Annotated in this window: 28 protein-coding genes and 1 pseudogene; 17 read left to right on the top strand and 12 right to left on the bottom strand. The window is 70.4% G+C overall.

Translation table 11 applies throughout. The features are described from left to right. Positions 1–196 precede the first annotated feature (196 nt). Positions 197–1,027 carry an alpha/beta hydrolase gene (locus ACFYXA_RS27640; RefSeq protein WP_389037655.1) on the top strand — a complete coding sequence of 277 codons (831 nt, stop codon included), beginning with the start codon at positions 197–199 and terminating at the stop codon, positions 1,025–1,027. Positions 1,028–1,037: 10 nt separating this feature from the next. Next, entirely contained in the window at positions 1,038–1,757 is a 720-nt protein-coding gene (locus tag ACFYXA_RS27635; protein ID WP_389037652.1) for a helix-turn-helix transcriptional regulator, read from the top strand. Positions 1,758–1,951: 194 nt separating this feature from the next. Here ACFYXA_RS27635 and ACFYXA_RS27630 read toward each other — a convergent pair whose 3' ends face one another. Next, on the bottom strand, positions 1,952–2,608 hold the full coding sequence (locus ACFYXA_RS27630) for a hypothetical protein (protein WP_389037649.1): 657 nt from the start codon (positions 2,606–2,608) through the stop codon (positions 1,952–1,954). A gap of 183 nt (positions 2,609–2,791) precedes the next feature. Here ACFYXA_RS27630 and ACFYXA_RS27625 point away from each other — a divergent pair, with 183 nt between their 5' ends. After that, the gene (locus tag ACFYXA_RS27625) at positions 2,792–3,358 is read left to right on the top strand and encodes a dihydrofolate reductase family protein (RefSeq protein ID WP_389037647.1); all 567 of its coding nucleotides are present in this window, start codon (positions 2,792–2,794) and stop codon (positions 3,356–3,358) included. A gap of 36 nt (positions 3,359–3,394) precedes the next feature. Here ACFYXA_RS27625 and ACFYXA_RS27620 read toward each other — a convergent pair whose 3' ends face one another. The 6 genes from ACFYXA_RS27620 to ACFYXA_RS27595 all read right to left on the bottom strand — a co-directional run bounded on the left by ACFYXA_RS27620 (position 3,395) and on the right by ACFYXA_RS27595 (position 7,255). Next, positions 3,395–3,886 (bottom strand): hemerythrin domain-containing protein, encoded by a 492-nt coding sequence (locus ACFYXA_RS27620; protein WP_351093849.1) that lies wholly within the window; start codon positions 3,884–3,886, stop codon positions 3,395–3,397. Between the two features lie 193 nt (positions 3,887–4,079). Then, the gene (locus ACFYXA_RS27615) at positions 4,080–4,802 is read right to left on the bottom strand and encodes a dienelactone hydrolase family protein (protein WP_389037644.1); all 723 of its coding nucleotides are present in this window, start codon (positions 4,800–4,802) and stop codon (positions 4,080–4,082) included. 231 nt (positions 4,803–5,033) lie between these two features. Next, the gene (locus tag ACFYXA_RS27610; protein ID WP_389037641.1) at positions 5,034–5,561 is read right to left on the bottom strand and encodes a hypothetical protein; all 528 of its coding nucleotides are present in this window, start codon (positions 5,559–5,561) and stop codon (positions 5,034–5,036) included. Positions 5,562–5,989: 428 nt separating this feature from the next. Further along, positions 5,990–6,577: a hypothetical protein gene (locus ACFYXA_RS27605; protein WP_389037638.1), complete on the bottom strand. Its 588-nt coding sequence runs from the start codon at positions 6,575–6,577 to the stop codon at positions 5,990–5,992. Next, positions 6,574–6,951 carry a PadR family transcriptional regulator gene (locus ACFYXA_RS27600; RefSeq protein ID WP_389037636.1) on the bottom strand — a complete coding sequence of 126 codons (378 nt, stop codon included), beginning with the start codon at positions 6,949–6,951 and terminating at the stop codon, positions 6,574–6,576. The genes ACFYXA_RS27605 and ACFYXA_RS27600 overlap by 4 nt, the downstream gene beginning before the upstream one ends. 76 nt (positions 6,952–7,027) lie before the next feature. After that, positions 7,028–7,255 (bottom strand): hypothetical protein, encoded by a 228-nt coding sequence (locus ACFYXA_RS27595; RefSeq protein ID WP_389038290.1) that lies wholly within the window; start codon positions 7,253–7,255, stop codon positions 7,028–7,030. On the opposite strand from ACFYXA_RS27595, the pseudogene ACFYXA_RS27590 reads away from it, so the two are divergent. Together ACFYXA_RS27590 and ACFYXA_RS27585 are read left to right on the top strand one after the other, a co-directional pair. Next, a pseudogene (locus tag ACFYXA_RS27590) lies at positions 7,229–7,755 on the top strand (alpha/beta fold hydrolase); the annotation flags it as partial. The gene ACFYXA_RS27595 and the pseudogene ACFYXA_RS27590 overlap by 27 nt on opposite strands. A gap of 183 nt (positions 7,756–7,938) precedes the next feature. Further along, the gene (locus ACFYXA_RS27585) at positions 7,939–8,340 is read left to right on the top strand and encodes a hypothetical protein (protein WP_352245677.1); all 402 of its coding nucleotides are present in this window, start codon (positions 7,939–7,941) and stop codon (positions 8,338–8,340) included. A gap of 160 nt (positions 8,341–8,500) precedes the next feature. Here ACFYXA_RS27585 and ACFYXA_RS27580 read toward each other — a convergent pair whose 3' ends face one another. Continuing rightward, positions 8,501–8,989 carry an Ig-like domain-containing protein gene (locus tag ACFYXA_RS27580; RefSeq protein WP_389037633.1) on the bottom strand — a complete coding sequence of 163 codons (489 nt, stop codon included), beginning with the start codon at positions 8,987–8,989 and terminating at the stop codon, positions 8,501–8,503. Between the two features lie 272 nt (positions 8,990–9,261). Here ACFYXA_RS27580 and ACFYXA_RS27575 point away from each other — a divergent pair, with 272 nt between their 5' ends. From ACFYXA_RS27575 to ACFYXA_RS27560, 4 genes are all read left to right on the top strand, one after another. Further along, positions 9,262–9,894, top strand: coding sequence for a GNAT family N-acetyltransferase (locus ACFYXA_RS27575; RefSeq protein ID WP_389037630.1), 633 nt, complete (start codon positions 9,262–9,264; stop codon positions 9,892–9,894). Positions 9,895–10,063: 169 nt separating this feature from the next. Further along, positions 10,064–11,500 carry a protein kinase gene (locus tag ACFYXA_RS27570; protein ID WP_389037627.1) on the top strand — a complete coding sequence of 479 codons (1,437 nt, stop codon included), beginning with the start codon at positions 10,064–10,066 and terminating at the stop codon, positions 11,498–11,500. Positions 11,501–11,602: 102 nt separating this feature from the next. Next, positions 11,603–12,160: a PadR family transcriptional regulator gene (locus tag ACFYXA_RS27565; protein ID WP_352245673.1), complete on the top strand. Its 558-nt coding sequence runs from the start codon at positions 11,603–11,605 to the stop codon at positions 12,158–12,160. Between the two features lie 127 nt (positions 12,161–12,287). Continuing rightward, positions 12,288–14,012, top strand: a complete 1,725-nt coding sequence (locus ACFYXA_RS27560; protein WP_389037624.1) for an acyl-CoA dehydrogenase family protein — start codon at positions 12,288–12,290, stop codon at positions 14,010–14,012. A gap of 34 nt (positions 14,013–14,046) precedes the next feature. On the opposite strand, the gene ACFYXA_RS27555 is transcribed toward ACFYXA_RS27560, so the two are convergent. Further along, positions 14,047–15,231: a serine hydrolase domain-containing protein gene (locus tag ACFYXA_RS27555; protein WP_389037621.1), complete on the bottom strand. Its 1,185-nt coding sequence runs from the start codon at positions 15,229–15,231 to the stop codon at positions 14,047–14,049. A gap of 244 nt (positions 15,232–15,475) precedes the next feature. Here ACFYXA_RS27555 and ACFYXA_RS27550 point away from each other — a divergent pair, with 244 nt between their 5' ends. Together ACFYXA_RS27550 and ACFYXA_RS27545 are read left to right on the top strand one after the other, a co-directional pair. Continuing rightward, a complete protein-coding gene (locus tag ACFYXA_RS27550; protein ID WP_389037618.1) occupies positions 15,476–15,670 on the top strand; it encodes a hypothetical protein in 195 nt (64 codons plus the stop codon). 63 nt (positions 15,671–15,733) lie between these two features. After that, positions 15,734–16,030 carry a hypothetical protein gene (locus tag ACFYXA_RS27545; protein ID WP_352245669.1) on the top strand — a complete coding sequence of 99 codons (297 nt, stop codon included), beginning with the start codon at positions 15,734–15,736 and terminating at the stop codon, positions 16,028–16,030. A gap of 101 nt (positions 16,031–16,131) precedes the next feature. On the opposite strand, the gene ACFYXA_RS27540 is transcribed toward ACFYXA_RS27545, so the two are convergent. After that, positions 16,132–17,436, bottom strand: a complete 1,305-nt coding sequence (locus tag ACFYXA_RS27540; RefSeq protein WP_389037614.1) for a hypothetical protein — start codon at positions 17,434–17,436, stop codon at positions 16,132–16,134. Positions 17,437–17,654: 218 nt separating this feature from the next. Between ACFYXA_RS27540 and ACFYXA_RS27535 the strand changes: the two genes are divergently transcribed. The 3 genes from ACFYXA_RS27535 to ACFYXA_RS27525 all read left to right on the top strand — a co-directional run bounded on the left by ACFYXA_RS27535 (position 17,655) and on the right by ACFYXA_RS27525 (position 19,474). Beyond that, complete coding sequence (locus tag ACFYXA_RS27535) at positions 17,655–17,975, top strand: multidrug efflux SMR transporter (protein WP_352245667.1); 321 nt, start codon at positions 17,655–17,657, stop codon at positions 17,973–17,975. Further along, on the top strand, positions 17,975–18,565 hold the full coding sequence (locus ACFYXA_RS27530) for a TetR family transcriptional regulator (RefSeq protein WP_352245666.1): 591 nt from the start codon (positions 17,975–17,977) through the stop codon (positions 18,563–18,565). Before ACFYXA_RS27535 ends, ACFYXA_RS27530 begins: the two co-directional genes overlap by 1 nt. Before the next feature lie 69 nt (positions 18,566–18,634). Then, entirely contained in the window at positions 18,635–19,474 is an 840-nt protein-coding gene (locus tag ACFYXA_RS27525) for an RCC1 domain-containing protein (protein ID WP_389038275.1), read from the top strand. Positions 19,475–19,532: 58 nt separating this feature from the next. Here ACFYXA_RS27525 and ACFYXA_RS27520 read toward each other — a convergent pair whose 3' ends face one another. Together ACFYXA_RS27520 and ACFYXA_RS27515 are read right to left on the bottom strand one after the other, a co-directional pair. Continuing rightward, on the bottom strand, positions 19,533–20,498 hold the full coding sequence (locus ACFYXA_RS27520) for a hypothetical protein (RefSeq protein ID WP_389037609.1): 966 nt from the start codon (positions 20,496–20,498) through the stop codon (positions 19,533–19,535). A 179-nt stretch (positions 20,499–20,677) separates the two neighbouring features. Then, positions 20,678–22,135 (bottom strand): amidase, encoded by a 1,458-nt coding sequence (locus ACFYXA_RS27515; RefSeq protein WP_389037606.1) that lies wholly within the window; start codon positions 22,133–22,135, stop codon positions 20,678–20,680. Positions 22,136–22,208: 73 nt separating this feature from the next. Here ACFYXA_RS27515 and ACFYXA_RS27510 point away from each other — a divergent pair, with 73 nt between their 5' ends. The 3 genes from ACFYXA_RS27510 to ACFYXA_RS27500 all read left to right on the top strand — a co-directional run bounded on the left by ACFYXA_RS27510 (position 22,209) and on the right by ACFYXA_RS27500 (position 24,303). After that, positions 22,209–22,859, top strand: coding sequence for a TetR/AcrR family transcriptional regulator (locus ACFYXA_RS27510; RefSeq protein ID WP_389037603.1), 651 nt, complete (start codon positions 22,209–22,211; stop codon positions 22,857–22,859). A gap of 98 nt (positions 22,860–22,957) precedes the next feature. Beyond that, positions 22,958–23,536, top strand: coding sequence for a GNAT family N-acetyltransferase (locus ACFYXA_RS27505; protein WP_389037600.1), 579 nt, complete (start codon positions 22,958–22,960; stop codon positions 23,534–23,536). 206 nt (positions 23,537–23,742) lie between these two features. Beyond that, on the top strand, positions 23,743–24,303 hold the full coding sequence (locus ACFYXA_RS27500) for a DM13 domain-containing protein (RefSeq protein WP_389037597.1): 561 nt from the start codon (positions 23,743–23,745) through the stop codon (positions 24,301–24,303). Positions 24,304–24,309: the final 6 nt, after the last annotated feature.

The raw sequence follows: 24,309 nt of genomic DNA, 5'->3' as shown, positions 1-24,309 counted from the left end.
CGTGTGATCGGTGCACTGGTCCAATGTGATGCAGGTCACCGGGAAAGGGTGACAGGCCGTTGTCGCGGACAGTTGCGACAGTCGACTCATGATGATCACAGATGAGGACTGCCTCGCCGAGACCCTGACATTCAACGCCCAGTTCGAGGCTGCTGCCGCAAGCCGTCCACCTCGTGGGCAAGCGCCGAATGCAGTCGTGCTGGCGCTTCTGCGGCGCAACCGGCTCGGTGGCGACACGCCCCCCGCGCGACTGCCGCAGGGCCAGGACCGCGTCGTCGCGGGCGGGGTGAAGGTCCGGGCGTTCCTGCCGGATCACGTCGACGGCGTGTACCTGCACATGCACGGCGGTGGCTGGGCGTTCGGCTCTGCGGACGGGCAGGACGAGAAGCTGTTGCGGCTTGCCGTGGAAGCCCGGCTGGCCGTGATGAGCGTGGACTACCGCCTGGCACCGGAGCATCCGTTCCCCGCCGGACCCGACGACTGCGAAGCGGCCGCCCGGTGGCTGGTGGACCACGCCGAGGCCGAGTTCGGTACCGGGCGGCTGCTGATCGGTGGCGAGTCGGCCGGTGCCCACCTGAGCGTCCTGACCCTGCTGCGGCTTCGCGACCGGCACGGCATCACCGGTGCGTTCCATGCGGCCCACCTGGCCTTCGGCCCGTACGACCTTTCGATGACACCGAGCCAGCGGATGTTCGGCTCCCGGCGACTGCTGAGCAACTCCGACTCGATGCGGGGAAGCTACGAGCTCTTCACGCCGGGAATGGGGCCGGAGGACCGCCGCGACCCCGAGGTCTCGCCGCTGTACGCCGATCTGACCGGCCTGCCGCCCGCGCGGATCGTCGTCGGCACTCAAGACCCGCTGCTGGACGACTCGCTCTTCCTGGTCCAGCGGTGGCAGACAGCTGGGGCGCCCGTGCAACTCAGCGTCGTCGCGGGCGCGATGCACGGCTTCACTCTCTTCCCGTTGACCATCACCGCACGCGAACAGCAGCGGGAGCGGGACTTCCTGGCCGGCGCGTGCCGATAGCGTCGGTCCCATGAACCGCACCCCTCGGCTCTACGCACTGGTGGAAGAGTTGCGCGCGGCGGCGCCGCGATCGTTGACGGTCGCCGCGCTCGCCGCGCGGTTCGAGGTGAGCCCGCGCACGGTGCAGCGGGATCTCCAAGCTCTGATGGAGGCGGGCGTCCCAGTGCGCACCACCACCGGGCGGGGCGGCGGCTGGTCGATCGACCCGGCTATCACCCTCCCGCCGATCCGCTTCACCGCTGAAGAGGCCGCGGCGCTGGTCGCCGCGCTCGCCGTCGCCGACGCCTCCACCCCCTACGCCGGTGCGGTCCGTACGGCGTCCCAGAAGATCGCGGTCTCGATGGCCGGCCCCGCCTCGACGACGGTCCGGGAACTCGCCGCCCGGATCGTCGCACTGCCGACGCGGACCGCGGAGTCGGTCCGGACCGTGGTGGAGCAGGCTCTCACCGACAGCACAGTGCTGCGGTTGTCCTACGTCGACGCGGCCGGCCGGGAGAGCGACCGCGCCGTCGAACCGGCCGGACTGCTCACCGCCGACGGCAAGTGGTACCTCATCGCCTGGTGCCGCACGCGGCAGGCCGGTCGGGGCTTCCGACTGGACCGGATCACCGCCGCGGCTCCGACCGGTGAGCAGGCGCGACCCCATGACCTCGCCGGCCTGCTGCTCGGCTCGGCCGCCGCCGGCGCGGTGCAGCCCACCGCGTTGGCCTCACTCGTACCCCCGCCATGACAGTCGGGACTACTCATCTAGGGCGTGTTTCGAAAGTCCCGCCTGCCCGGCGGCGTCTGGCACGCACGCTCGCCGCGTTGTCGGGATCGCCCCGATACATCCAGTATCGGGGCGACCCTCCGCCTTGCGATCGCACGCACCAGACGCCGCCGGGCCCGCCCTCCGGGCGGACGACGCTACTTTCGAAACACGCCCTAGGACGGCGGTGCGCTGACCCACTGCCACGCGGTGAGACGAGGATGACCCGGCAGCTCGGCGCGGCCGGTGGCCCACAACAGAGTGACCCAGGGATCCGCGCCGTCCGGAGCGTCCGGAAACAGACGGGCGAGCACCCGCGAGCAGAGAGCGGAGGGCGGGGCCCAGGCGAGCCCGAAGCCTTCCGCCACGTCGTGCATGTGCACCAGCGTCTCCACCACCCCCATCGCCGCGAAGCCTTCAGGATCCGACGCCCCGGCGGCGTGGTGGGCGCGGACCCGGGGCGGTGCCGTACGCACCATGGCGACCAGCAGCGCGCCGCAAGCCTCCACCATCTGCACCAGCCCGGCCGGACCCGCATCGGGCTCTGCGAAGACGAAGTACACGGGTCCGTCCGCCCTCTTCTGGCGCAGCTCGAAAGGCACATGGGCGTCGAGCGGCGGGCTCTGTGGACCCAGTTGCACGGCGTAGTACAACAGATCGTTGGCGAGGTGCTCGACGGTCTCCCAGCAGTCCCACTCCAGTGAACCGGCCTTGCCGTCCCACCCCTGCGGGGGTGCGTCCCGAAGGATGCCGACGGCGAGCCGCACGGCAAGGGCGACGTCGTCCGCGGTGACGGGAGACACGACTGATCCCGCTTCGGCTGATCGAGACATGACAGCACCGTACCGCGAGCGGGCTGCCTCGGCTTCCATGGCGCGGCCGCCCCGCTTGTGACGTGCCGATCTTGCGTGACCTGGGCATCCTTGGGACTACCGGCGAGCCGCGGTCGCGCACCGATGAGTTCTCCGCGTCGCGCCGGTCTGTACGCCGGACACCCACGGACGGAAGGCTGGGCCATGCGGAAACTGATCTACGGTATGAACCTGACCCTGGACGGCTACATCGCCGCGGCCGGCGACGACATCGGGTGGAGCGGGCCGCCGAGCGACGACCTGTTCCAGTGGTGGCTCGACCACGACAAGGCGAGTGGCCTGGCGCTGTACGGGCGCAAGCTGTGGGAGACGATGAGCTCCTACTGGCCGACCGGCGACCAGCAGCCCGACGCCACCCCCGCGGAGATCGAGTTCGCGCGGAACTGGCGGGACACGCCGAAAGTGGTGTTCTCCTCGACGATCGACAGGGTCGACTGGAACACCCGCCTGGTCACCGGCGACGCGATCGCCGAGATCAGCCGGCTCAAGGCCGAGGACGGCGGCCCGATGAGCATCGGCGGCGCGACGCTCGCCGGTGCGGCCATGCGCGCCGGGCTGATCGACGAGTACGTGATCGCCGCCCATCCGGTCCTGGTGGGCGGCGGCACGCCGTTCTTCACCGCGCTGGACAGCTGGGTGAACGTGAACCTGGTGGAGACGCGGACGTTTCCCGGCGGTGTGGTCCTGACCAGATACGAGACGAGGCGCTGAGCGGCAGCACCCGACTCGCCTCTCGCCGCACCGCCGTCATGAGTTGACGATCCGACGCACGTTGTCGATCGAGCCGCAGCCGGACTTCAGCTGACGCTCGCGCTCCTCCAGGAACGCCGCTCCCAACTCCTCCCGCCGCCCCATCGCCACGTTCTCCCGCGCGCCGTTGAGGATGGTGCGCTCTTCTTCGTCGGCGTGATGGGTGACGGCCTCCACCAGTTCCTCCAGCTTGGAGTCCCACTCCTCGGAGCCGACCTCCTCCACCTCCAAGAGCTCCAGGAGAGCCTTGTTCCCCTCGTCGTGCTCGTGCTCGCCGTGCTCGACCTCTTCGTCGTCGATGTTCTTGTACCGCTTGAGGGCCGGATAGACCTCGGCCTCTTCCGCCACCGCGTGGGCGACCAGCAGGTCCGCGAACTCCTGAAGGGCCGAGGCCCGGTCGGCTTCGACACTGCGCATCAGGCGGAACAGGTCCTCCATGCGCCGGTGGTCCTGAAGGATGAGTTCGATGACGTCCTGAGTCTCGGCCATGGCAGGGCACCACTTTCGTACGAACGGTAGAAGTCACTACCGCATACCCTGACCTCCGGGTTTGATGACTTCCCGGACCTCCGGCCAAGAAGCCCCTACGGCATCGCCGAGACCTCCACGAGCACCGCCCCGACCGGCCGGCACCGCCGATGGCCGGTGCCGCCGCGATCGGGGCGGATGTGTCAGCCCGACCTCACTTCAGGTGCCGGTCCAAGAACCGGCACCCGTCCTCAAGCTCGAACCACGGGGTGCCCATGTGCCCGCCGGGATTGGCGTGCAACGTCTTCTCCTGGCTGCCGAAGGAGTCGAACAGCTCCAGCGCCCGCTGCCGGGGGTTGCCCTCGTCGTCCCACTGCAACAGGAACAGCAGCGGGATGGTGACCTGCCGGGCCTCCTCACGCTGGGCACGCGGCACGTACCCCCCGGCGAAGAAGCCCGCGGCAGCGATGCGCGGCTCGACCACCGCCAGCCGGATGCCGAGCGCGGCCCACCCTCCGGAGTACCCCACCGGGCCGCTGACCTCGGGCAGCTCGAGAAGGGCGTCCAGAGTTGTCCGCCACTCGGGGACCGCGTTCTCGACGAGCGGGCCGATGAAGGACTCGAAGATCTCGTCGACCGGCTCACCGGCCCGCATGGCCCGCCGCAGGTCGGCGCGGGCCTGCTCGTCGGCGGCGGAACGGGGACGGTCACCGCACCCGGCGGCGTCGATGCTGGCCACCGCGTAGCCGCGCGCCGCGGTGTACCGCGCCCGGGCCACCAGCCGCGGATCCGCCTTCGGCAGACCGTTGTTGTGGGCCATCAGGACCAACGGGGCCGGTGCGGACCCGGGCGTCCACAGGGTGCCGGGGATCGCGCCGAGGGTGAACTCGCGCTCGAGGACGCCGTCGTCGAGACGCTGCTCGGAAGTGAATCGCATGGTCGTGCCTTTCGGGAGTGCTCTTGAACGGCGCTCCCGGACGACCTATCGCCCGACCGTGACCCCGGAGGGAAGCACCCATGTCGATACTGCGTTCACGGGTACCACCTCCTCGTTCTCTCGCACGGCCTACGGAAAGCTAGCAGCGGCCGCAGCGGTCCGCCAACAGCTTTTTCACGTCCGGCCCCGACGGGACGAGCACGACGTCTCGCACCCCGGCACCGACGCGTGTCAGCGGCTGCTCGTGGTGGTGATGTCGGCGATGTGGTTGTACCGCTCCAGCAGGACGAACAGCTTGGTCTTCTGCGGCGTCGTCCCGCTGCCGTAGGTCAGGGTGACGACGACTTCGTGGGCGTGACCCACGGCGCCGTTGTCGGTCACGGTCCACCGGGCCGGGACGTTCTGGGCACGCAGCACGCCGTCCAGCCCGTTCTTCGCCTCCCAGGCGGCCAGCCGCTTGGCGAAGTCGGGCGTCAGGTAGTGCTTGCGGAGCGCCGTGGCCAGCGTGGGGTCGGGGTCGGTGTAGTCGCCCTTCGCGTCGATGTACGCGCCGTAGAAGTCGGCGACCCGGGTCACCGCCTGGCCGGTGGTGCCGCTGACCGACTGGGGCGCGGCGGTGGACGCCTTCGCGCCGGCAGGGACGGTCGCGTGCGCCGACACCTGCGTCGACGACACACCGAGCGCGACGGCCAGGACCAGCCCGGCGGCGACGGCCGCGCGGCGAACCGGACGGCGGCGAACGGGGGACGTGGGGTTCATGTGCGTCTTCCTTCTTCTCAGATCAGTCGTATGTGCTCCGGGCCCACTCGGGCACACGGGTGCTTCGCTGCACAGGCACGGAGTGGGTGTCGTCGGGACTGCTGCCGGGGCGGTCGTTCTCGCCTCGTTCGGTCCGACACCCAGAGCTTCGAGGACGAGAGAGGCCCCGCACAACACCCGCCGCCGCCTCTCCCACGGTGGAACCGTCCCACCCCACTCGACCTGCGAAAACAGGGGAGCATGGGATGCCCTGGGACACGTCCCGGGGACGCGGGGACGACGTCACGGCCGACAGTCGAGTGAATCGAGTCCTACGGTGGACCGCTGATCGTGCTCGCCGAGGCGGAGCTGTCCGGATGTGCTCGCGTCCGGGAAGAAGAAGTGATCTGGGAGGTGCCGGGGCCTCTGGTGTGTCGGTTTACTGACCGTCATTCACCGGCGCCAGGCGCGGTGTTCCTCCTGGCCCGTATGTCCGCGACGGCGTAGGGCAGTCCGGGAAGGAGGAGCACCGGGGCTGCCCACAGCGGCACGGTGAACAACGTGCCGTCGCCGCCCAGCCATCGGGCAAGCAGTACCGCCGGCAAGCCGACGACGAGCGCGACCGCGAGGCTGCGGCCGATCCCCAGGCTGCCGCGCCTCAGTTCCCAGGCGACCGTTACCGCTGCGACGACGGTCCAAAAGGTGATGTCGTTGACGCTCACCGCCCGTTGGGTGGTCCACCGGATCAGACAGGTGGCCACTATCAGCCAGCCGATCATGCAGCAGAGCATCGCCGTCGAACGCAGCAGCCGACGGGTGAACGGGGCGCGGGCCCGCGCCCAGGAGGCGGCGAAGTCGGTGACGTCGTTGCCCACGACGTCTCGAGGTGTGCGACCCGCGGCGGCCGCGTCCTCCAGATGAGCGGACAGTTCATCGAGCATCTCCCGGAGAGATCGGTCGTCGATGCCCCGGTACTCCCAGTTGCTGCGGCAGACCGCGAGTATCTGCTGGTTCGTCATGGTGCGCTGGTCGGTCATGGTGTGCCTTCCCCCGTGTTCTCGGTCGCGCTCAGGATCCGCCCGACACGCCGACTGAAGGCGTGCCAGACGGTCCGGCCACTCGCCAGTTCGACACGTCCCGTGTCCGTCAGGCGGTAGTACTTGCGCGGGGCGCCACCGCTGGCTGACGGGGCGCGGTACGACGAGATGAGCCCCTCACGCTCCAGCCGTGCGAGCAACGGATAGATACTGCCTTCGCTCACGAGATCCAGTCCGCTGTCGGCGAGTGCGGCCACGAACTCGAAGCCGTACCGCGGTCGTTCGGCGATCAGCGACAGCAGGCACAGATCGAGTACTCCGCGCAGCAGCTGACTGCGACGCTGGTCACCGGCGGGGGGCAGCCCCTTTGTCATGCGGTGCAAGGTAGTCGGCAACTGTCTTGCGCGGCAAGGTAATTGTCAGTACGGGCAGACGAGCCGGATCAATCGGTCACGCGTCTCGCCGGGTGGCCCGATCCGGATCGGTGCGGTCGTCCGCGTCATCCCCGTGCCGGTCACCGTCCGGCGTGTCCTCGTCCCCGGTGCCGGGGAAGATCAGCTTGACGATCAGATGGACCCCTGCCAAGGACGCCAGCATCAGGGCCCGGTAGAGCCACTTCTTGCCGTCCTCCCAGTCGCGGGGAGGGCCGTACGCGGACCGGCTCTGGTCGTCGGACACTCGCTCGGCGGATACGCCTCGCTGGAGTTCGCACGGCGTCGCCCGGAGAGCCTGCGTGGGCTGATCCTCGCCGGTGCCAGCGCCGCCATCCGCGGCCTCCGGGCCGTGCCGTATCGATGGGTGGCCCAACTGGTCCCACATCTCTCGGCGGAGCGGCTGACCCGGTGGAACGACCGGCTGCTGCGGCGGCTCTATCCGCCGGACGTAGTGGATGCGACCATCCGTTCCGGTTGCGCCTTCCACACCTTGCCGGCCGCCTGGGGCGACGTGCTGGGACGTTTCGACTCGGGTGCGATGCGTTGGGTGAAGGCACCGGTACTGATTCTGAATGGCGAAAAGGACGCGGTCTTTCGTGCCAGCGAGGCGGACTTCGCTCGCGCACATCCCTGCGCCCGGTCGAGTTGATCCCGCGAGCAGGACATCTCGCGAACTTCGACGACCCGGACGCCTTCACCGACGCCGTCCGCCACTTCGCTCGGCAGCTCCCCGCCGTCGACTGATCCCGCCGACGCCGTGACCGCGCGGTTGTCCTCACGTCGTTGCGGCGTCCGCCTCTGTCCGAACCACCGGTGAGCTCGCCCGTGACGCCAATGCACCGCACCCAGACGTTTACTGACGTTCCATCAGGCTACTTGACCGGGCGTCGGCCGGGACGGTCCCGGCCGGGAAGAGGAGTTCCGATCATGAACCGGATACGTCGCCGGTCGGCCACAGTCCTGGCGTGCGCGACGGCGATGGCCGTCCTGCCCTCGGTCAGCGCCGCGGCCGCGCCCGCACAGGCCCAGCCCTGCGTGCAGAAGGTGGCCGTGGTCAACAACGCGGGCTTCGTCCTGTCCTGGGCCCCCGCCACCCGCGATGGCGAGCATCTGGCCCCGACCGACGACTACCCGATCAACCAGACGCGGATCGTCGACCTGTCCGCCACCTCGTTACCGCAGGGGACCGATGTCCGTCCGTACGTCGAGGCGGTCGGCGGCGTCAGTGAGTTCGGCACGTCCTATGTGTCCTACTGCGACAACGGCCAGACGGCCACATACACCGTCACGGGCACCACGTTCGACTATTCCGTCACCCTGCTGACCTGACCCGCCTCCCGCGCAGACCGGCCGCACCTTACGCGCAGGGGGTTCCGTCCGTCTCGGGCCGTCGGCCGACACGGACGGGACCGCCCTGCGCTGCGGCGGTTGCCGACGCCGTCCGGTGTGCTCGCCGGCAGGTCCCAGCCGGTTACAGCCCTGGCGTGGCTCAGTGGATGATCACGTTGTTGGTGATGTCCCCGGTGGTGAACCCGAACAGACCGCCGCAGGTGAGCAGGCAGAGACCGGGGAACCCGGGCGTTGAAGGGGTTGAAGGAGCGGGGGAGGCCGACACCTGGACGGTGGTCGTGCTGCTCGACGCGTCGCAGGCCCCGTTGCCGTTGTATGCGGCGGTGATGTTGTGCGTGCCGGCCCAACTGAACGACGCGCTGTAGGTGGCTTGCCCGTCGACCCCCACGAGGACGGTGTCCAGCAGGTCACCGCCGTCGAAGAAGGACATGCCCAGACCGCCGCTCGGGTCGGCTCCGCAGGTGACGGTGGCGGTCAGCTGGACCGGACTGCCGACGGTGGTGGCCGCCGGCGCGGCGATGACGCCGGTCGAGGAGGGGGCGGCGGCGGCCGAAGTCGCCGTGGTCAGGACGATCGCGAGTGCCGCCGAGGTGACGGCCCATCCGCCAGAAGTACGCCTACGCCTCACGAAGAGCTCCTATGGGTTCGGTTGATGTGCCGTGTCGATGCCGCCCACGCTAATCACGGTCGGCGAATCCGCGGTGAAGGCGTTCGCCGGGTGAGCCACTCGGACTAGTCGGAAGGAACGATCGTGTGAGGGGCCGGGCGACGCGGCTGCGCATCACGGGGGAGGGGAGACGGCGCTCCCTCGGGCGCTACATGTCAGGAAGCTTCGCACGGCTTGCGGGCGGCTCACTTGAGGCGTACCGCGGTGAGCGGGCCATGGGGCACGATGCCGTCATGACGATGCCGCCAGGAATTCGCCCCTACCGCCCGGAGGACCGGCCGGCCCTCGACGACATCTGCATCCGTACCGCCCACGGCGGCCAGGACAGCCGCCCTCATTACGAGGACCCCGGCATCTTCCCGGCCACGTTCGCCGCACCCTACGTCCACCTGGAGCCGGAGTCGGCCTTCGTGCTGGACGACGGACACGGCCAGGCGGTCGGCTACATCCTCGGCACCGCCGACACGCCACGTTTCGCCGAAGCCTTCCGCACCACATGGCTGCCCCTGGTAGCCGCCCGCTACCCGGCACCGCCGACACCGACCCGCACCCCCGACGAGGCGATCGCCCACCTGCTCCACAATCCCGAACGGATGGTCGTCCCGGAAGTCGCCGACCATCCAGCGCATCTGCACATAGACCTGTTGCCGCAATGGCAGGGCCTCGGACACGGACGCCGACTGATGAGGACGTTCCTCCAGGCCCTTCAGGACAGGGGGGTGCCGGCCGTTCATCTCTGCATGGCGACCGCCAACACCCGAGCGAGAGCCTTCTACGACCGTATGGGCTTCCACGAGCTGGACGTGCCCGACGACGGGTCGGTCACCTACCTCGGACGCACCACGAGGGAACTCGACCGGTTGTGACGGGTGGAGCATGCTCCTCCGCCTGACCGAAGTCCTGCGCCCGCCTGACCCGCGATCCTGCAATACGGTTCCGAGGGGTAGTCCGACACTTCACGGGTACTTGCGTCCGGCGTGCCTCGACAAACGGGCACCCGCGACAATGGTGCTTCGAAGCATGAGGAGAGATGGAATGCGGCTCCGCGAGTCCGCGAGGGCGTTGGCCTCCCGGTGTTCGGCCGACATACTGGCCGGCCGCTACCGGCTGGACGCCCGCATCGGTTCGGGTGGCGCGGCGGATGTGTACCGCGGCTTCGACCTGCGCCTCAGGCGTGCCGTGGCGGTGAAGGTCTTCCGGCCCGGCACCGGCGTCGAACCGGAGGAAGGGTTCTCGAGCGAGGCCGTCATCCTCGCCCGGTTGCAGCACCCCGGCCTGGTCACCGCCTACGACGCCGGACGGCATGACGACCGCGCCTACCTGGTCATGCAACTGGTCGAGGGCTCCACGCTCAAAGCCCGTATCGCCGAAGGCGCTCTGTCGCCCCGGGAAACCGCGGAACTCGGCGCCGACCTGGCCCGGGCCCTGGCCCACGCCCATGCGGAGGGGGTGGTCCACCGTGACGTCAAACCGTCCAACATCCTTCTCGGCGCATCGAACCGCCCCTACTTGACCGACTTCGGCATCTCCCGACTGGTCGACGCCACCACCCGCACGGTCACCGGCACGATCGTCGGCACCGCCGCCTACCTCTCCCCGGAACAGGTGCTCGGCGAGCCCGTCGGTCGGCCCGCCGACATCTACGCCCTCGGACTCGTGCTCCTCGAATGCCTGACAGGCAGGCTCGAGTACGACGGCGGCCCTCTGGAAGCGGCCATCGCGCGGCTCCACCGCCCACCCGTACTGCCCAGCGCCCTGCCGGACGAACTCGCTGCGCTGCTGAGGGACATGACAGCCAAGGACGAGCGGACCCGTCCCTCCGCGCTCGAATGCGCCCGCACTTTGGCCTCCGTGGCGGACAGGACGGCTCCCTCCGCCCCCGCAGCGCCCATCACGCGCCCCACGCCCACGGTCGAGGTCACAGCCGCCGCACGGGGTCGAGAACCAAAGAACGACGACGCGACCCATCAGTCCGCACATCCGGCTCCCCTACGTCCCGCCCCCGACCGACCCGCTCCTGCACGGAGCCGGGTTCTCGCGGCCGGCGGTACCGTCGCCCTCGTCACCGCCATGGCTGCCACTCTCGCAGTCACCGACGTCTTCCCGAACCAGCGAAGCGACGAGCGCCCGTCACGGGCCGTCAGCAGCCCTGCCGAGAAGGCCGCCCCCGACGGCAGCGCCGTGACGACAAAGGACGACGCCGCAGCAGCGCAGGCCCCTACGGCCTCGCCCTCGCTGCGAGAGGCCGCCGACCAGCCCGTTCATGAAGTCACCCCCGTACGCGACATCCGTCCCACCTCCGACGGCGCGGGCCGTAGCCCGGCATCTCATGGCGCGTCCCACAGCGGAGCCGGGAACAGGACGAAGCCCGCGTCACCCGGCAAAAGCTCCGGCAAGTCGCAGAAGGCCGGAAAGGCTCAGAAGGCGGAACTGAAGTCCCACGGCAAGAAGCAGAACAAGTCGGCTGAGTGAACACGCCTGCGTCGACAGTGACCCGCGCGACGCACGCCGGGTGAGTCGCGTCTCACCGCGACATCATTGCTATGCAACTCGGTGCATAGCAGGATGGGCGACATGGCACTTGAGCACGCGATCCTCGTCTCCCTGCTGGAGAAGGCGGGCTCCGGCTACGAGCTGGCCCGGCGGTTCGAGCGGTCCATCGGATACTTCTGGACCGCCACGCACCAGCAGATCTACCGCGTGCTCAAGCGCATGGAGAACGACGGCTGGATCGACGTCCGGGAGGTCCCGCAGTACGGGCGTCCGGACAAGAAGGAGTACTCCGTCGCCGAGCCCGGCCGTGCCGCGCTCTCGGCGTGGCTCCATGAGCCCACCGAACCCGAGAGCGTCCGGCACGACCTGGCCGTGAAGGTCCGCGGCGCGGCCTTCGACGATCCCGCCACCCTGATCGACGAAGTCGAACGGCACCGGCAGGTGCATGCGGACCGCCTCGCCCACTATCTGACGGGCGAGGCCCGCGACTTCGGGGAGTCCCCGGTGGACGGCCCGCCCGACGCCGAACGGGAGCTTCAGCACGTCGTGTTGCGCGGCGGCATCGCCTACGAACGGATGATGATCGCCTGGCTCGACGACGTCCTCGCCACGCTGACCGGCCTGGCCACCGGCCGCTGACCGGCCGAGCAGACCCCCGGCATCCGCCCCCCCGGGCACCCCCCTGACCAGCCCCTCGGGACCCGCCCCAGGGGAAACGAACCCACCCACACTCACCCGCACCCCTCCCAGCCGAAAGGCGGCACCCATGGCCGACGCCCTGCTCTTCAACCCGCGGACGTACGACCCCGCGCACTTCGACCCGGAGACCCGCAGGCTGCTGCGCGCCACCGTCGACTGGTTCGAGGAGCGCGGCAAGCGACAGCTGATCGAGGACTACCGGACCCGCGCCTGGCTCGGCGACTTCCTCGCCTTCGCCGCGAAGGAGGGCCTCTTCGCGACCTTCCTCACCCCGGCCTCCGCCGCCCGCGAAGGCGAGGACGACAAGCGCTGGGACACCGCCCGCATCGCGGCCCTCAACGAGATACTCGGCTTCTACGGCCTCGACTACTGGTACGCCTGGCAGGTCACCATCCTCGGCCTCGGCCCCGTCTGGCAGAGCGACAACGCCGCCGCACGGGCCCGCGCCGCGGAACTCCTCACCCAAGGCGAGGTGTTCGCCTTCGGCCTGTCCGAAAAGGCACACGGCGCGGACATCTACTCCACGGACATGCTGCTGGAGCCCGACGGCACGGGCGGCTTCCGGGCCACCGGCTCCAAGTACTACATCGGCAACGGCAACGCCGCCGGGCTCGTCTCCGTCTTCGGCCGCCGCACCGACGTCGAGGGCCCCGACGGCTACGTCTTCTTCGCCGCCGACAGCCGCCACCCGGCGTACCACCTCGTCAAGAACGTCGTCGACTCCTCGAAGTACGTCAGCGAGTTCCGCCTCGAGGACTACCCAGTCGCCCCCCAGGACGTCCTGCACACCGGCCGCGCCGCCTTCGACGCCGCCCTCAACACCGTCAACGTCGGCAAGTTCAACCTGTGCACCGCCTCCATCGGCATCTGCGAGCACGCGATGTACGAGGCCGTCACCCACGCGCAGAACCGCATCCTCTACGGCCGTCCCGTCACCGCCTTCCCGCACGTGCGACGGGAGTTGACCGACGCGTACGTCCGGCTCGTCGGCATGAAGCTGTTCAGCGACCGCGCCGTCGACTACTTCCGCACCGCGGGCCCCGACGACCGCCGCTACCTCCTCTTCAACCCGATGACGAAGATGAAGGTGACCACCGAGGGCGAGAAGGTCATCGACCTGATGTGGGACGTCATCGCCGCCAAGGGCTTCGAGAAGGACAACTACTTCGCCCAGGCCGCCGTCGAGATCCGCGGCCTGCCGAAGCTCGAGGGCACCGTCCACGTCAACCTGGCGCTGATCCTCAAGTTCATGCGCAACCACCTCCTCGACCCGGTCGCCTACGAGCCCGTCCCCACCCGTCTCGACGCCGCCGACGACGACTTCCTCTTCCGGCAGGGGCCGGCCCGCGGTCTCGGCTCGGTACGCTTCCACGACTGGCGGCCGGCGTTCGACGCGTACGCCCACCTGTCCAACGTGGCCCGTTTCCGCGAACAGGCCGACGCGCTCTGCGAGTTCGTCCGCACGGCCGCTCCCGACGAGGAGCAGAGCCGGGACCTCGACCTGCTCCTCGCCGTCGGGCAGCTCTTCGCGCTCGTCGTCCACGGGCAGCTGGTCCTGGAGCAGGCAGCCCTCGCGGGCCTCGACGAGGACGTCCTCGACGAACTGTTCGCCGTCCTCGTGCGGGACTTCTCCGCGCACGCCGTCGAGCTGCACGGCAAGGACTCCGCGACCGAGGCCCAGCAGCACTGGGCGCTCGGCGCGGTCCGGCGCCCGGTCGTCGACGGTGCGCGCTCGGAGCGCGTCTGGCAGCGCGTCGAGGCTCTCTCGGGGGCGTACGAGCTGAAGCCCTGAGGCTTCCACACGCCCTCGAACAACGGCCGGCCGCTCACTGTGTGCCGGGGCCCCCGGCACACAGTGCGTGCTCGACCAGGGCGCCGGCCGCGTTCTCCTGCTCCAGGATGTGCTCCGGGGTGTCGCCGCGGGCCTCGGACATGGAGACCACCACGCTCCGCCTGCCGTCGTCGGTGACGCCGTTGAGGGTGATGAAGCCGCCGTCCCCGCCCTCGTGGCTCCAGTACGTCCCTCCGCAGGCCAAGGGACGTCCGACCAGGCCCAACCCGTATCGGCCGCCGGGCCACAGCTTTTCGACTTCGGCGCTCACGGCGACGGTCCGCTTCATCTCGGCCAGCTGCCGTGCGGGGAGCAGGCGGCCACCGAGCAGCGCGCGGAAGAGGCGGTTCTCGTCCCGGGTGGTGGTGACCCACGACAGGTTCTCGTGGTCCACGGGTATCTGGTCGGTGACGTCCACCCGGGAACCGGGACCGAAGAACTCGTAGGCCTGGGCGTGGGGCCGGGGCAGGGTGGGGGAGGCGCCCATCCACCGGGTCTGGTCGAGGCCCAGCGGGCGCAGGATGCGGTCTTCGATCTCCCGGTGGGCGGGTCGACCGGTGGCCTTCCGGATGATCATGTCGAGCAGGACGTAGCCGGTGTTGGAGTACGCCCAGCCCTCACCGGGCTCGAAGGGGTGCGGCGCGTGCGCCATGGCCCGGGCGACCAGCTGCTCGGAATCGTGGACGTCGTGGCGCTGCTCGTAGTACTCATCAGGCGTGGTGTATCCGGGCAGGTCGTCGCGGATTCCACTGGTGTGCTGGAGCAGTTCGCGGACGGCGATCCGGCTGCCGTCGTTGCCGTTGCCCTGCACCACTCCTGGCAGCCAGTGGTCGACCGTGTCGTGCAGGGACAGCCGGCCCTCGGCCTCCAGTTGGAGGACCACGGTGGCGACCAGCGTCTTCGACGTGCTGGCCATGCGGAACCAGCCGCGGGGGGAGACCGGGCGGCCGGTGTCCAGATCGGCGGTACCGCTGGTCGCGACCGCCTGCCTGCCGTCGGCAGCGATCGCGCGGGCCTGCACACCGCTGACGCCGAGCGCGTGGATCGCCTCGGTGTCCCGGCGTAACTGCTCCGCGAGGGTGCGGCCGGCGGGCTGTGCGACGGCGGGGGCCACCTCGGCGGCGAGGAGCGTGGCGACACCGAGCGCCATGGCCAGGTGCTTCCGCAGAGTCCAAGTCATGGCTCGACGCTAGTTTCGCTGCCGGGCGGGGTGCGATCCGGCTCACCCCAAGATCGGAAGGGGGGATACCCCCCTGTGCGGGCCGTGGCCGTCTGGCGTCGACCGCCTGAAGTCATCCGGGCGGAGAGGGTCCAACGGCCGGCGACGGCATGGACCGGGAGGCACAGCCGGGGCCAGGCGGGGAATCAACCGCGACATCACGGGCACTCCACAGCCGTCACCATCCATCGCGTTGAGGAGAGCCATGGCACCCGAGACCGGAAACGACCAGCCCAACCGGTTCTGCAAGGCGTGCGGCACGCCGGCCGAGGACGGCAGGCTGTGCAGCCACTGCGGCACGGTTCTGGACTTCCCCGACGACGCCGGCCTGATCGAAGACCAAGGTGCGGCAGTACGACGTGAGTTCGAGGGAGAGACCGGGCAGCGACGGCAAGGATGATCGGCGGCGCGAAGCGAAGAACTCGATCCGCTTAAGCGCGCACACCGGGGTACACGGGCCGACATGGCATCCAAGACTGATCGCGTCAAGTCCCTGCGGGCCGTGCGACAACTGCGCCAGGTTCGCGTCTTCTACGTGGTGGGCGTCCTTGTGTGGGCGGCATCGACAGCTTGGACGGGCTGGCAGTCTCCCGGCAGCCGGCAGATGTGGGTGTCCGCCCTCCTCCTGACCATCTTCACCGGTCTCCTGCTCACGGCGTCCCTGTGGCTGCAGCGTCTCCGGGCCGCAGGCTCAGCCGACCGCCCCGCCCACCACGCCGCTCCACGAAGGGCGACCGCACCCCGCCACGTGCACGCCTGACGCACCGCGGGTCCGCGGTCCCGCCGACGCCCCCAGGCCCTGATCGCCGGCCCTGCAGGCTGGACCACCTGCAGGGCCGGCCTGTGCCTCGCGGCCGGCGATCAGACCTCGCCCGTGAACCTGCGTCGGCGCGCGCCGACGACCAATCCGGCACCGAGTACGACGGTGGCGGCGCTGGTCAGGGCGATCGGCGTCATAGCGGAGGAGGAACCCGTCGCGGCGAGGCTGCCGTGGGTGCCGGACCCCGTGGCCGTCGTCGTGGTCACCTGCTGGGACGCGCCGCCCTGCGCCGAGAGGCCGGAGCCCTTGCCGGGCTGCGCGGCGCCGGGCCGCTCGTCGTCGTTCCGGCCGGGATCGCCGGGCTTGGCGTCGTCGACCGGGTCGGTCTTGCCGCCTGCGGGCGTGAGCTTGAAGTCGTAGCGCTTCATCGGGCCCAGCACGCACGGGTTGTACGCATCGGAGGCGTCACCGGCGAGGAGGGCGAAGGCATCGGAGTCCTTGGCACCGGGATCGACCGTCATGCGCAGCTTCACGTCGCTGTGCTCGCCCGGCTTCATGGCCTCGATGCGGGCGATGTGCTCCGGCCCTTCACCGTTCAGGGTCTGCCAGATGGGGCCGTTGGACCATTCGACCTTGAGAGGGTCCTTCACACCGCCACCCTTCCCGGCCTCGTGGAAGAAGACCAGCGGATCCACGGCCAGTGTGCGCTGGGTGCCGTTGGTCACGCGCAAGGTGAAGTCGACGGTGCTTCCGGCGGCGACCTCGGCCGGCAGCCCCACCGCGAGCGAGGTCAGCCCGTCCTCCCGGACGCACTGCTTGGCGGTGGCCAGCGCCTTGTCGGCGGCCTCCTTGGCAGCCCGGGCCTTCTCCAAAGCCTGCTGGATCTGGTGGTACTTGCGGACGGCCGCCACCCGGGCGTCGCCGAGTGCGGTGCCGGCCTGCTCGGCCGCCGCGTCGGCGACCTGCTCGGCCGCGATGGCCTTCGCCAGCTCGCCTTCCGCCGCCTCGAGGGCCTTCTGCGCCTCGGCCTTCTCGGTGTCGCTCTGTGCCGCTTCGAGCTTGGCCTCGGCGTCCGTCACGGCCTTCTCGGCCGCGTCCTTCGCGGCCGCCGCTTCCTTGGCCGTCTTGGTCGCTGCGATGACGGCCGCCTTGAGCGGGTGCGCGTCGGAGTCCAGGGCCTTGAGGGTGGCGTCGAGCTCCTTGCGCCCTTCCGTCGCCGCCGTGACGGCCGCGTCGTAGGCCTTCTGGGCGTCGGTGGCCGCCTGCGTCAACTCCGCGTACGTCGGCTGGTTCTGCGTCGGCCCCGCGGGCGTCCCGGCGGCGAAGGCAGGAGCGGCGGTGATCAGCGCGACGGGGGTGGCCACCGTGACGGTGGCGGCCACGGCAAGGCGACGGCAGAACTTCACTTGGGTCCTTTCACGACCGGGGCGGCAGTCACCGGACGACACACGGGAGCCGAGAACCCGTCGATCTTATAGTCCCGGCGCAGAAATGATGATCTGTTTTTCGGACGCTGCCGCCTTAACCCGCCCTCCTCAGCGGCAAGTTGCGGCGCGGGTGTGATCCCGGACCGTCGTGGCAAGGCTGTGTACGCCCGTACACAACGATATGTACACTCGTACACATGGGATACGGACTGCTGGCCGCGGCCATCGCGGCGGAGGTGGCCGGGACGACGGCCATGAAGTTCAGCGAGGGGTTCAGCAAGCTGTGGCCGTCGCTCGGCACGGTGGTCGGATATCTGATCGCCTTCGCACTGCTCGCGCAGACCTTGAAGGTGATGCAGGTCGGCACCGCGTACGCGATCTGGGCCGGGGCGGGCACCGCGGCGGTCGCCGCGATCGGGATCCTCTTCCTCGGCGAGACGGCAGGACCCGCGAAGCTCGCCGGGATCCTCTTCGTGATCCTCGGCGTCGTGCTGCTCAATCTCGGAGGAGCCCACTGATGGCCGCGCCACGACGGTACGACCCCGAGCGGCGCCGGCGCATCGTCGACGCCGCGATCCGGGTGGTGGGGCGCTCCGGCATCTCCGGCCTCAGCCATCGCACCGCCGCGGCCGAGGCCGACGTGCCGCTCGGCTCCACCACGTACCACTTCAAGAGCCTGGACGACCTGCTCGTGGCCGCCCTCCGCCAGGCCGGCGAGGGCTTCGCGAAGGTCGTGCGCGAACACGGCGGGGCCCTCGCCGACCCCGACAGCGACCTCGCCGCCGAGCTGGCCCGGCTGACCGGCCAGTGGCTGGGCGGCGACCGCGCCGGCGTGGAGCTGGAGTACGAGCTCTATCTCGCCGCGCTGCGCCGCCCCGCGTTGCGCGCCGTCGCCGCCGAATGGTGCGAGGAGGTCGCCGAGTTGCTCTCCCGGCGCACCGACCCACGCACCGGGCGTGCCCTGGTCGCTCTGCTCGACGGCATCTGTCTGCAAGTGCTGCTGACCGGTGGGGAGTACGACGAGGAGTACGCGAGGGATGCGCTCGCGCGGGTCATCGGGGGGAGCGGCCGGGCACAGCGCCCCTTGTCGGCCGGGACCCCGCGCTGATGCCGGACCGACTTAGGGTGGGATCTCGCGAGATCGCGCCGACGCCGTGGAGTGGGATTGTTCGCTGACATGTCGGTGCTGGCTGCCGGGAGACGTCATTCGGTCGGACGGCGGTTCGATGGAACGGTCCTCGCCGTGGGCCACTCCGCTGCCGGTGAATGCCGCGTCGAGCGGTGGGAGGACGTCGTCGCGGTGGCAGCCGGCAACGTCCACACCGCAGCGAACACAGGCAGGTCTCATACGGTAGGGCTCCGGTCGGACGGCACGGTGCTGGCGACGGGGTGGAACAGCGACGGGCAGTGCGATGTCGCCGCATGGCACGGTGTGACGGCCGTGGCCGCAGGCTGGCGGCGCACGCTCGGGCTCCTCGCCGACGGCCGCGTGCTGGCCGTCGGCCGGAGCGCGGAAGGCCAGTGCGACGTGCGGTCCTGGCGCGAGACGGTCGCGCTGTGCTGTGGTGACTGGCACTCGGTCGGTGTCCAGTCGGACGGTCGTGCACTGGCCGTGGGGAACGACCGGCGAGGGCAGTGTGCCGTCGACGGGTGGCGTGACCTGGTGGCCGTGTCAGCCGGGGCTGTGCATACCGTCGGCCTCAGAGCCGACGGGCGGGCGGTTGCAGCCGGGGACCGGGCGAGCGGGGCGTGCGCGGTCGAGGACTGGGAGGATGTGGTGGCGCTCGACGCGGGCAGCTACCACACCGTCGGAGTCACAGCGTCCGGGCGCGTCCTGGCAGCGGGAGACAACAGCTACGGACAATGCGAGGTCGGCCGCTGGCGCGGCGTCGTCGCCGTGGCGGCCGGTTCGACGCACACGCTCGGCCTGCGTGCCGACGGCACGGTCGTGACCGCGGGGAACAATGCCGACGGACAGTGCGATGTCGGTGCGTGGTCGGGAGTCCGTCTGCGGTGAGCCCGAGCGGAGCCGGCTCATCTCGCCCCCGGCTGCGAACGTACTCGCCCGGACCTCCCTAGACCCGGCCCCCGGCCGGCTCCGGCCTCTGGGCGGGGATGTCGGTCGAGGCCGGGCCGTCCTCCCCGGTCTTCCCGGCCCTCCCGGTGTCCTCCGCTGCGCCGAACCAGGCCACCGCGACCGCGCCCGAGACCGCCAGGACGAAGCCGGTCACCGCCAGCCAGGCGAAACCGGGGCGGGAGGCGTCCCCCAGCCACCAGACGCCGATCATGCCGGGCAGCACGGTCTCACCGACCACCAGCGCCGCCGTGGCTCCGTTCACCGAGCCGATCTGCAGCGCGACGGTGTGCAGGTACATGCCGCCGACTCCGGCGACGAGGACGGCGTACAGGGCCGGGTCGGCGAGGAGCGCGCCCAGGTCGAACGGATCGATCCCGTTCAGCACCCGCACGCCCACGCCGAGCGCGCCGAAGCCGAGTCCCGAGAGCAGACCGGCCACGATCGCGGCCCGGGCGCCGAGCAGCCGGACCAGAGCCGTGCCGCCCGCCATCAGCAGGACGGAGACCGCGAGGAGCCACCAGTGGGTGGTGATCGGCGTGTGCCCGCTGCCCTCAGGACCCGCCGCGCTCGCGAGCAGCACCAGCGCCGAGCAGACGACTGCGATCGACGTCCATTCCGCCCGGGTCAGCCGGATGCCCAGCAGCTTGACGCTCAGGACGGCCGTGATGATGAGGTTGGCGCTGATGACCGTCTGGGAGAGGAACAGCGGCAGCAGACGGGCGGCGAGCGCGCCGAGCCCGAAGCCGACGAAGTCCAGGACCGTGCCGACGACGAACTCCCAGGTCATCGCGGCCTGGGCGGTGGAGGAGAGACTGGGGCCGCCATGCGCGGTGACCTGTCCGCTGGTGTGCCCGGTGGCGGCCGCCGCGCGACGGGCCGACTTGCGGGAGCCGACGGCTTGGAGGACGGAGCCCGAGCCGTAACAAATCGAGGCCGCGACGGCGGTCAGCAGTCCTATGAGCACCGAGCACTCCGTTCAGGGGGTGGTTCCTGGCTGTTCTCCCTGCCAGACGCGGGATCGGCCGCCCTCGTTGCACGGACCGGGCCTTCGTCGAGATGGACGTGAAGAAGGCTGCCCGGAGTGCCGCAGTAGTTGTGGCTCCGCGCTGTCGATCACGTTCGCGTCGCTCGGCGCCGCGCCGCCTACCGTCCGGCCGCTGGGACGTCCGGGCGAGGATCGATCGGTGTGAGCACTCCGAGGCGGTCCTCGACCTCCTGGGCGGCGTCCAGGCACAGGTCCTCCCGGAACGCGCGCCCGACGATCTGCACGCCGGACGGCAGGCCGTCGGCCACTCCGGTCGGCACGGCGACCCCGGGCACGCCCGCGAAGCTGGTCACCGTGCACAGGCGCATGCCGGAGCCGACGCGTTCCCGTCCTGCCCGGTCGCGTGACTCCAGCCCCGGCTCGACGGCGGGCTCTGTGAACACCGGCCCGAGCAGCAGCGGGTACTCGTCGAGGAACTCCGCCCAGGAGCGGCGGATGCCCAGCCAGACGCCCATCAGCTGCATGAACTCCGCCGCGGTGGCGGGCGGCGTCCTTTCCATCGTCATCCCGATGTAGCGATCTCCGCCCTCGCCGAGCAGTGTCCGCACCGCCGGCCAGGTCGGGGCGAACTCGGTCACGACGATCCGGTGGTACGCCTCCAGCGCCTCGTCCAACCGCGGAACGTCCTCGATCTCCCGGACGTCGTACCCGGCGTCCCCCAGTGCGTCGGCAGCGGCCGCGACAGCACCGCGGACCGTCGGATGGACGCCGTGGCCGCCGGGATCGGTGACGACCGCGACCTTCACCGGTCCCGGCAGCGGCTCACCGCGCACGGGCACCGGTACGGCCCGCGGGTCCCGCGGGTCGGCCCCGGCCAGCGCCTCGTATGCCAGCCGCAGGTCGGCGATCCTGCGGGCCAGGGGCCCGTCGGTGACCAGCATCTGTGAGGCCGGCCCCGGGTCGTCCGAGCCGAGAACGCGGTGGTCCGCGGGGAACCGCCCGGCGGTGGGCTTCAGTCCCGCCACGCCGCAGAACGAGGCCGGGATCCGTACCGATCCACCGGAGTCGTTGCCGAGCCCGAGCGTGGCCATGCCGGTGGCGACGGCCACTGCGTCGCCGCCGCTGGAGCCTCCGGGGGTCCGGCTCCGGTCCCACGGGTTGGCGGTGTCGCCGAACAGTTCGCTCCTGGTGTGCATACCCGCCAGGACCAGGGTGGGTATGTTGCTGTGCCCGATCGGTACGGCTCCGGCGGCACGCAGCCGGGCCACCGGGGGCGCGTCGGCCGCCGCCACCAGATCGCGGAAGCGCGCTGCTCCCATCGTGGTCGGCACACCTTCCACGGCGGTGGTCTCCTTCACCGTGAACGGAACCCCCGCCAGAGGTCCCAGCTCTTCGCCTGCGGCCCGGCGTGCGTCCGTCTGCGCCGCTGCTTCCCGGGCTTGCTCAGCCATCAGCTGAGTGACCGCGTTGACTCGCGGGTTGACGTCGGCGATGCGGTCCAGGTGGCTGTCGACCAGTTCGACGGCCGATACGTCTCCGTTCCGGACCGCTTCTGCCTGGGCTGCGGCAGACATCTTCCATAGGGCGTCCCGCACGATTCTCGTCTCCCCGTCCATGTGTCGAAGTGGTGGCGTCGGAACCCTAGCCCAGAAACGATACGATCGTATCGGAAAGAGGAGGCGCCCGATCATGCCCAAGCAGGTGGACTACGAGAGCCGACGCCGACGGATCGCCGAGGCCGTCTGCCTCCTCGTCGACGAACACGGCCCGGAGGGGGTGACCATGCGCGACGTCGCCGCCCGTGCGGAGGTCTCGCTCGGTGCCGTTCAGCGTTGCTTCCGCAGCAAGGAGGAGATGCTCCTGTTCGCCGTCGACCACGTCGGCGAGCGCATCACCGAACGCGTACGGGCCCGCCTGTCCAGCAGCCCGGCCCAGTCAGCCGCTTCCGCCCTGGGTCACGCGGTCACCGAGATCGCCCTGCTCCGCAGAGAACACCGTGCCGAGGCGCGGGTGTGGCTCGCGTTCGTCGCCCAGGCTGCCGTCAGCGAGCCGCTCGCCGCCAAACTCAGAACCAGTTACGAGGCCCTCCACGACCTCCTCTGCCGCCTCGTCACGGATGCCCTCAGCGCGGAGGCCGGCGAGAGGGGCTCGGCCGGCGACGACGCTTCCCCACTCGATCCCCAGCGCGAGGCGAGGGCCCTGCTCGCCCTCGCGGATGGCCTGACCAGCCACGTGCTCATAGGGCACCTGACCCCCGAGGAGGCCGAGGACGCCCTGCACGTGCACTTGGTCCGCCTCTGGGAAGGCCTCGAGACCAGCGGTCCCGGAAAGACCGACTGAACGTTGCTCTGTCAAAGGGTGACGAGGGTCGACCAGTTATGCCGTCACGCGAACGGAGACAGGTCGAATGTGACCATCATGAGTCTTAGCGTCGTGCCGTGACCACTGATGAGACCGTTTACCGGTACCGCACGGCCGCTCCCGAAGACGCCGAGGCGATCGAGGCCCTGGACGGCTCCTTCACCACCGACACCGTCTTCCGGGTGACCGTCACCGACGACGGGTTCGCCCTGTCGGAGACCGTCGTGGAACCGCCCCTGACGAAGGTGTTCCCTGCAGACGAGGACGAGGACGAGGACGAGGACGAGGGCGGGCACGCAGACGAGGACGACGGCGATCGCCGCACCTTCGTCGCCCTCGGGGCCGCCGGAGAGCTGGCCGGATATGCCGCCGCTTCCTACTCGGGCTGGAACCGTCGGCTGACCATCGAGGACATCGAGGTCGCCCCGGAGCACCGGGGCCTGGGCGTCGGCCGCGCGCTGATGGACCTCGCGGTGGAGTTCGCCCGCGAGCGGGGCGCAGGGCACCTCTGGCTGGAGGTCACCTCCGTCAACGCGCCGGCGATCCGGGCGTACAAGCGCATGGGCTTCGCCTTCTGCGGGCTGGACACCACGCTCTACGACGGCACCCCCTCCGAGGGGGAGCAGGCCCTCTACATGAGCATGCCCTGCCCCTGAGCCGAGCGTTCACCTGCCTCCTGCGACGGCGAAACGCCACCACCAGATGCCGGCCCCCGCCGGCCGACGAGAACCGGGGCACCGGAATGTGCCTTACCGATCGGGGTGCGGACGTAAGACTTCCGTCATCCGTTGCCCGGTGACACGCCGCCCGCCAGGCCCGTTGAATGCAAGTGGCAGGAACCATGAAGGAATCGAGGGCGGGCATGGGGCGCGGACGGAAGACGCTGCGGAGGCCGTGGGCCATGGGGGCGCTGGTGGCGTTGGCCGCCGGTGTGGGCTTGGGGTTGTACTGGTTCCAGCCGTGGAAGCTGTGGCAGGACAGAACCGTGCAGGAGGCCTTGCCCGGCGCTGCGGCCACCGCGGCGCCTCCGGCCGGAGCGCCCTCCGCGTCGCCCTCCCCGGCTCCTCGGCCCCGGACGGTGGCGGCCGGCGCGTTGATCAGCCACGAGCACGACACCTCCGGCAGCGTCAAACTCGTACGGCTCCCCGACGGTTCCCATGTCGTACGGCTGGAGGACCTCGACACCAGCAACGGCCCGGACTTGCGCGTGTGGCTCACCGACGCGCCGGTGAAGGAGGGACGGGCCGGCTGGCGCGTCTTCGACGACGGCGCGTATGTCAGCCTCGGCAAGCTCAAGGGCAACAAGGGGAGCCAGAACTACGCCGTCCCCGCTGACGTCGACCTGTCCCGGTACACCAGCGTGAGCATCTGGTGCGACCGCTTCGACGTGTCCTTCGGCGCAGCCCCACTCACGCGCTCCTGACTCCCG

Origin of the sequence: Streptomyces sp. NPDC002566 (assembly GCF_042889585.1) — a bacterium.
Lineage (GTDB): Bacteria > Actinomycetota > Actinomycetes > Streptomycetales > Streptomycetaceae > Streptomyces.
The sequence above is the reverse complement of the archived record's forward strand: the minus strand, read 5'-3'. Positions and strand labels throughout refer to the sequence as shown.

What these genes read in the sequence shown, in the direction of transcription:
- ACFYXA_RS27635 (WP_389037652.1), top strand. Translation starts at nt 1,038, where the DNA reads ATGAACCGCACCCCTCGGCTCTACGCACTGGTGGAAGAGTTGCGCGCG.
- ACFYXA_RS27630 (WP_389037649.1), bottom strand. Translation starts at nt 2,608, where the DNA reads ATGTCTCGATCAGCCGAAGCGGGATCAGTCGTGTCTCCCGTCACCGCG.
- ACFYXA_RS27625 (WP_389037647.1), top strand. Translation starts at nt 2,792, where the DNA reads ATGCGGAAACTGATCTACGGTATGAACCTGACCCTGGACGGCTACATC.
- ACFYXA_RS27620 (WP_351093849.1), bottom strand. Translation starts at nt 3,886, where the DNA reads ATGGCCGAGACTCAGGACGTCATCGAACTCATCCTTCAGGACCACCGG.
- ACFYXA_RS27615 (WP_389037644.1), bottom strand. Translation starts at nt 4,802, where the DNA reads ATGCGATTCACTTCCGAGCAGCGTCTCGACGACGGCGTCCTCGAGCGC.
- ACFYXA_RS27610 (WP_389037641.1), bottom strand. Translation starts at nt 5,561, where the DNA reads ATGAACCCCACGTCCCCCGTTCGCCGCCGTCCGGTTCGCCGCGCGGCC.
- ACFYXA_RS27605 (WP_389037638.1), bottom strand. Translation starts at nt 6,577, where the DNA reads ATGACCGACCAGCGCACCATGACGAACCAGCAGATACTCGCGGTCTGC.
- ACFYXA_RS27600 (WP_389037636.1), bottom strand. Translation starts at nt 6,951, where the DNA reads ATGACAAAGGGGCTGCCCCCCGCCGGTGACCAGCGTCGCAGTCAGCTG.
- ACFYXA_RS27585 (WP_352245677.1), top strand. Translation starts at nt 7,939, where the DNA reads ATGAACCGGATACGTCGCCGGTCGGCCACAGTCCTGGCGTGCGCGACG.
- ACFYXA_RS27575 (WP_389037630.1), top strand. Translation starts at nt 9,262, where the DNA reads ATGACGATGCCGCCAGGAATTCGCCCCTACCGCCCGGAGGACCGGCCG.
- ACFYXA_RS27570 (WP_389037627.1), top strand. Translation starts at nt 10,064, where the DNA reads ATGCGGCTCCGCGAGTCCGCGAGGGCGTTGGCCTCCCGGTGTTCGGCC.
- ACFYXA_RS27565 (WP_352245673.1), top strand. Translation starts at nt 11,603, where the DNA reads ATGGCACTTGAGCACGCGATCCTCGTCTCCCTGCTGGAGAAGGCGGGC.
- ACFYXA_RS27560 (WP_389037624.1), top strand. Translation starts at nt 12,288, where the DNA reads ATGGCCGACGCCCTGCTCTTCAACCCGCGGACGTACGACCCCGCGCAC.
- ACFYXA_RS27555 (WP_389037621.1), bottom strand. Translation starts at nt 15,231, where the DNA reads ATGACTTGGACTCTGCGGAAGCACCTGGCCATGGCGCTCGGTGTCGCC.
- ACFYXA_RS27550 (WP_389037618.1), top strand. Translation starts at nt 15,476, where the DNA reads ATGGCACCCGAGACCGGAAACGACCAGCCCAACCGGTTCTGCAAGGCG.
- ACFYXA_RS27545 (WP_352245669.1), top strand. Translation starts at nt 15,734, where the DNA reads ATGGCATCCAAGACTGATCGCGTCAAGTCCCTGCGGGCCGTGCGACAA.
- ACFYXA_RS27535 (WP_352245667.1), top strand. Translation starts at nt 17,655, where the DNA reads ATGGGATACGGACTGCTGGCCGCGGCCATCGCGGCGGAGGTGGCCGGG.
- ACFYXA_RS27530 (WP_352245666.1), top strand. Translation starts at nt 17,975, where the DNA reads ATGGCCGCGCCACGACGGTACGACCCCGAGCGGCGCCGGCGCATCGTC.
- ACFYXA_RS27525 (WP_389038275.1), top strand. Translation starts at nt 18,635, where the DNA reads ATGTCGGTGCTGGCTGCCGGGAGACGTCATTCGGTCGGACGGCGGTTC.
- ACFYXA_RS27515 (WP_389037606.1), bottom strand. Translation starts at nt 22,135, where the DNA reads ATGGACGGGGAGACGAGAATCGTGCGGGACGCCCTATGGAAGATGTCT.
- ACFYXA_RS27510 (WP_389037603.1), top strand. Translation starts at nt 22,209, where the DNA reads ATGCCCAAGCAGGTGGACTACGAGAGCCGACGCCGACGGATCGCCGAG.
- ACFYXA_RS27500 (WP_389037597.1), top strand. Translation starts at nt 23,743, where the DNA reads ATGGGGCGCGGACGGAAGACGCTGCGGAGGCCGTGGGCCATGGGGGCG.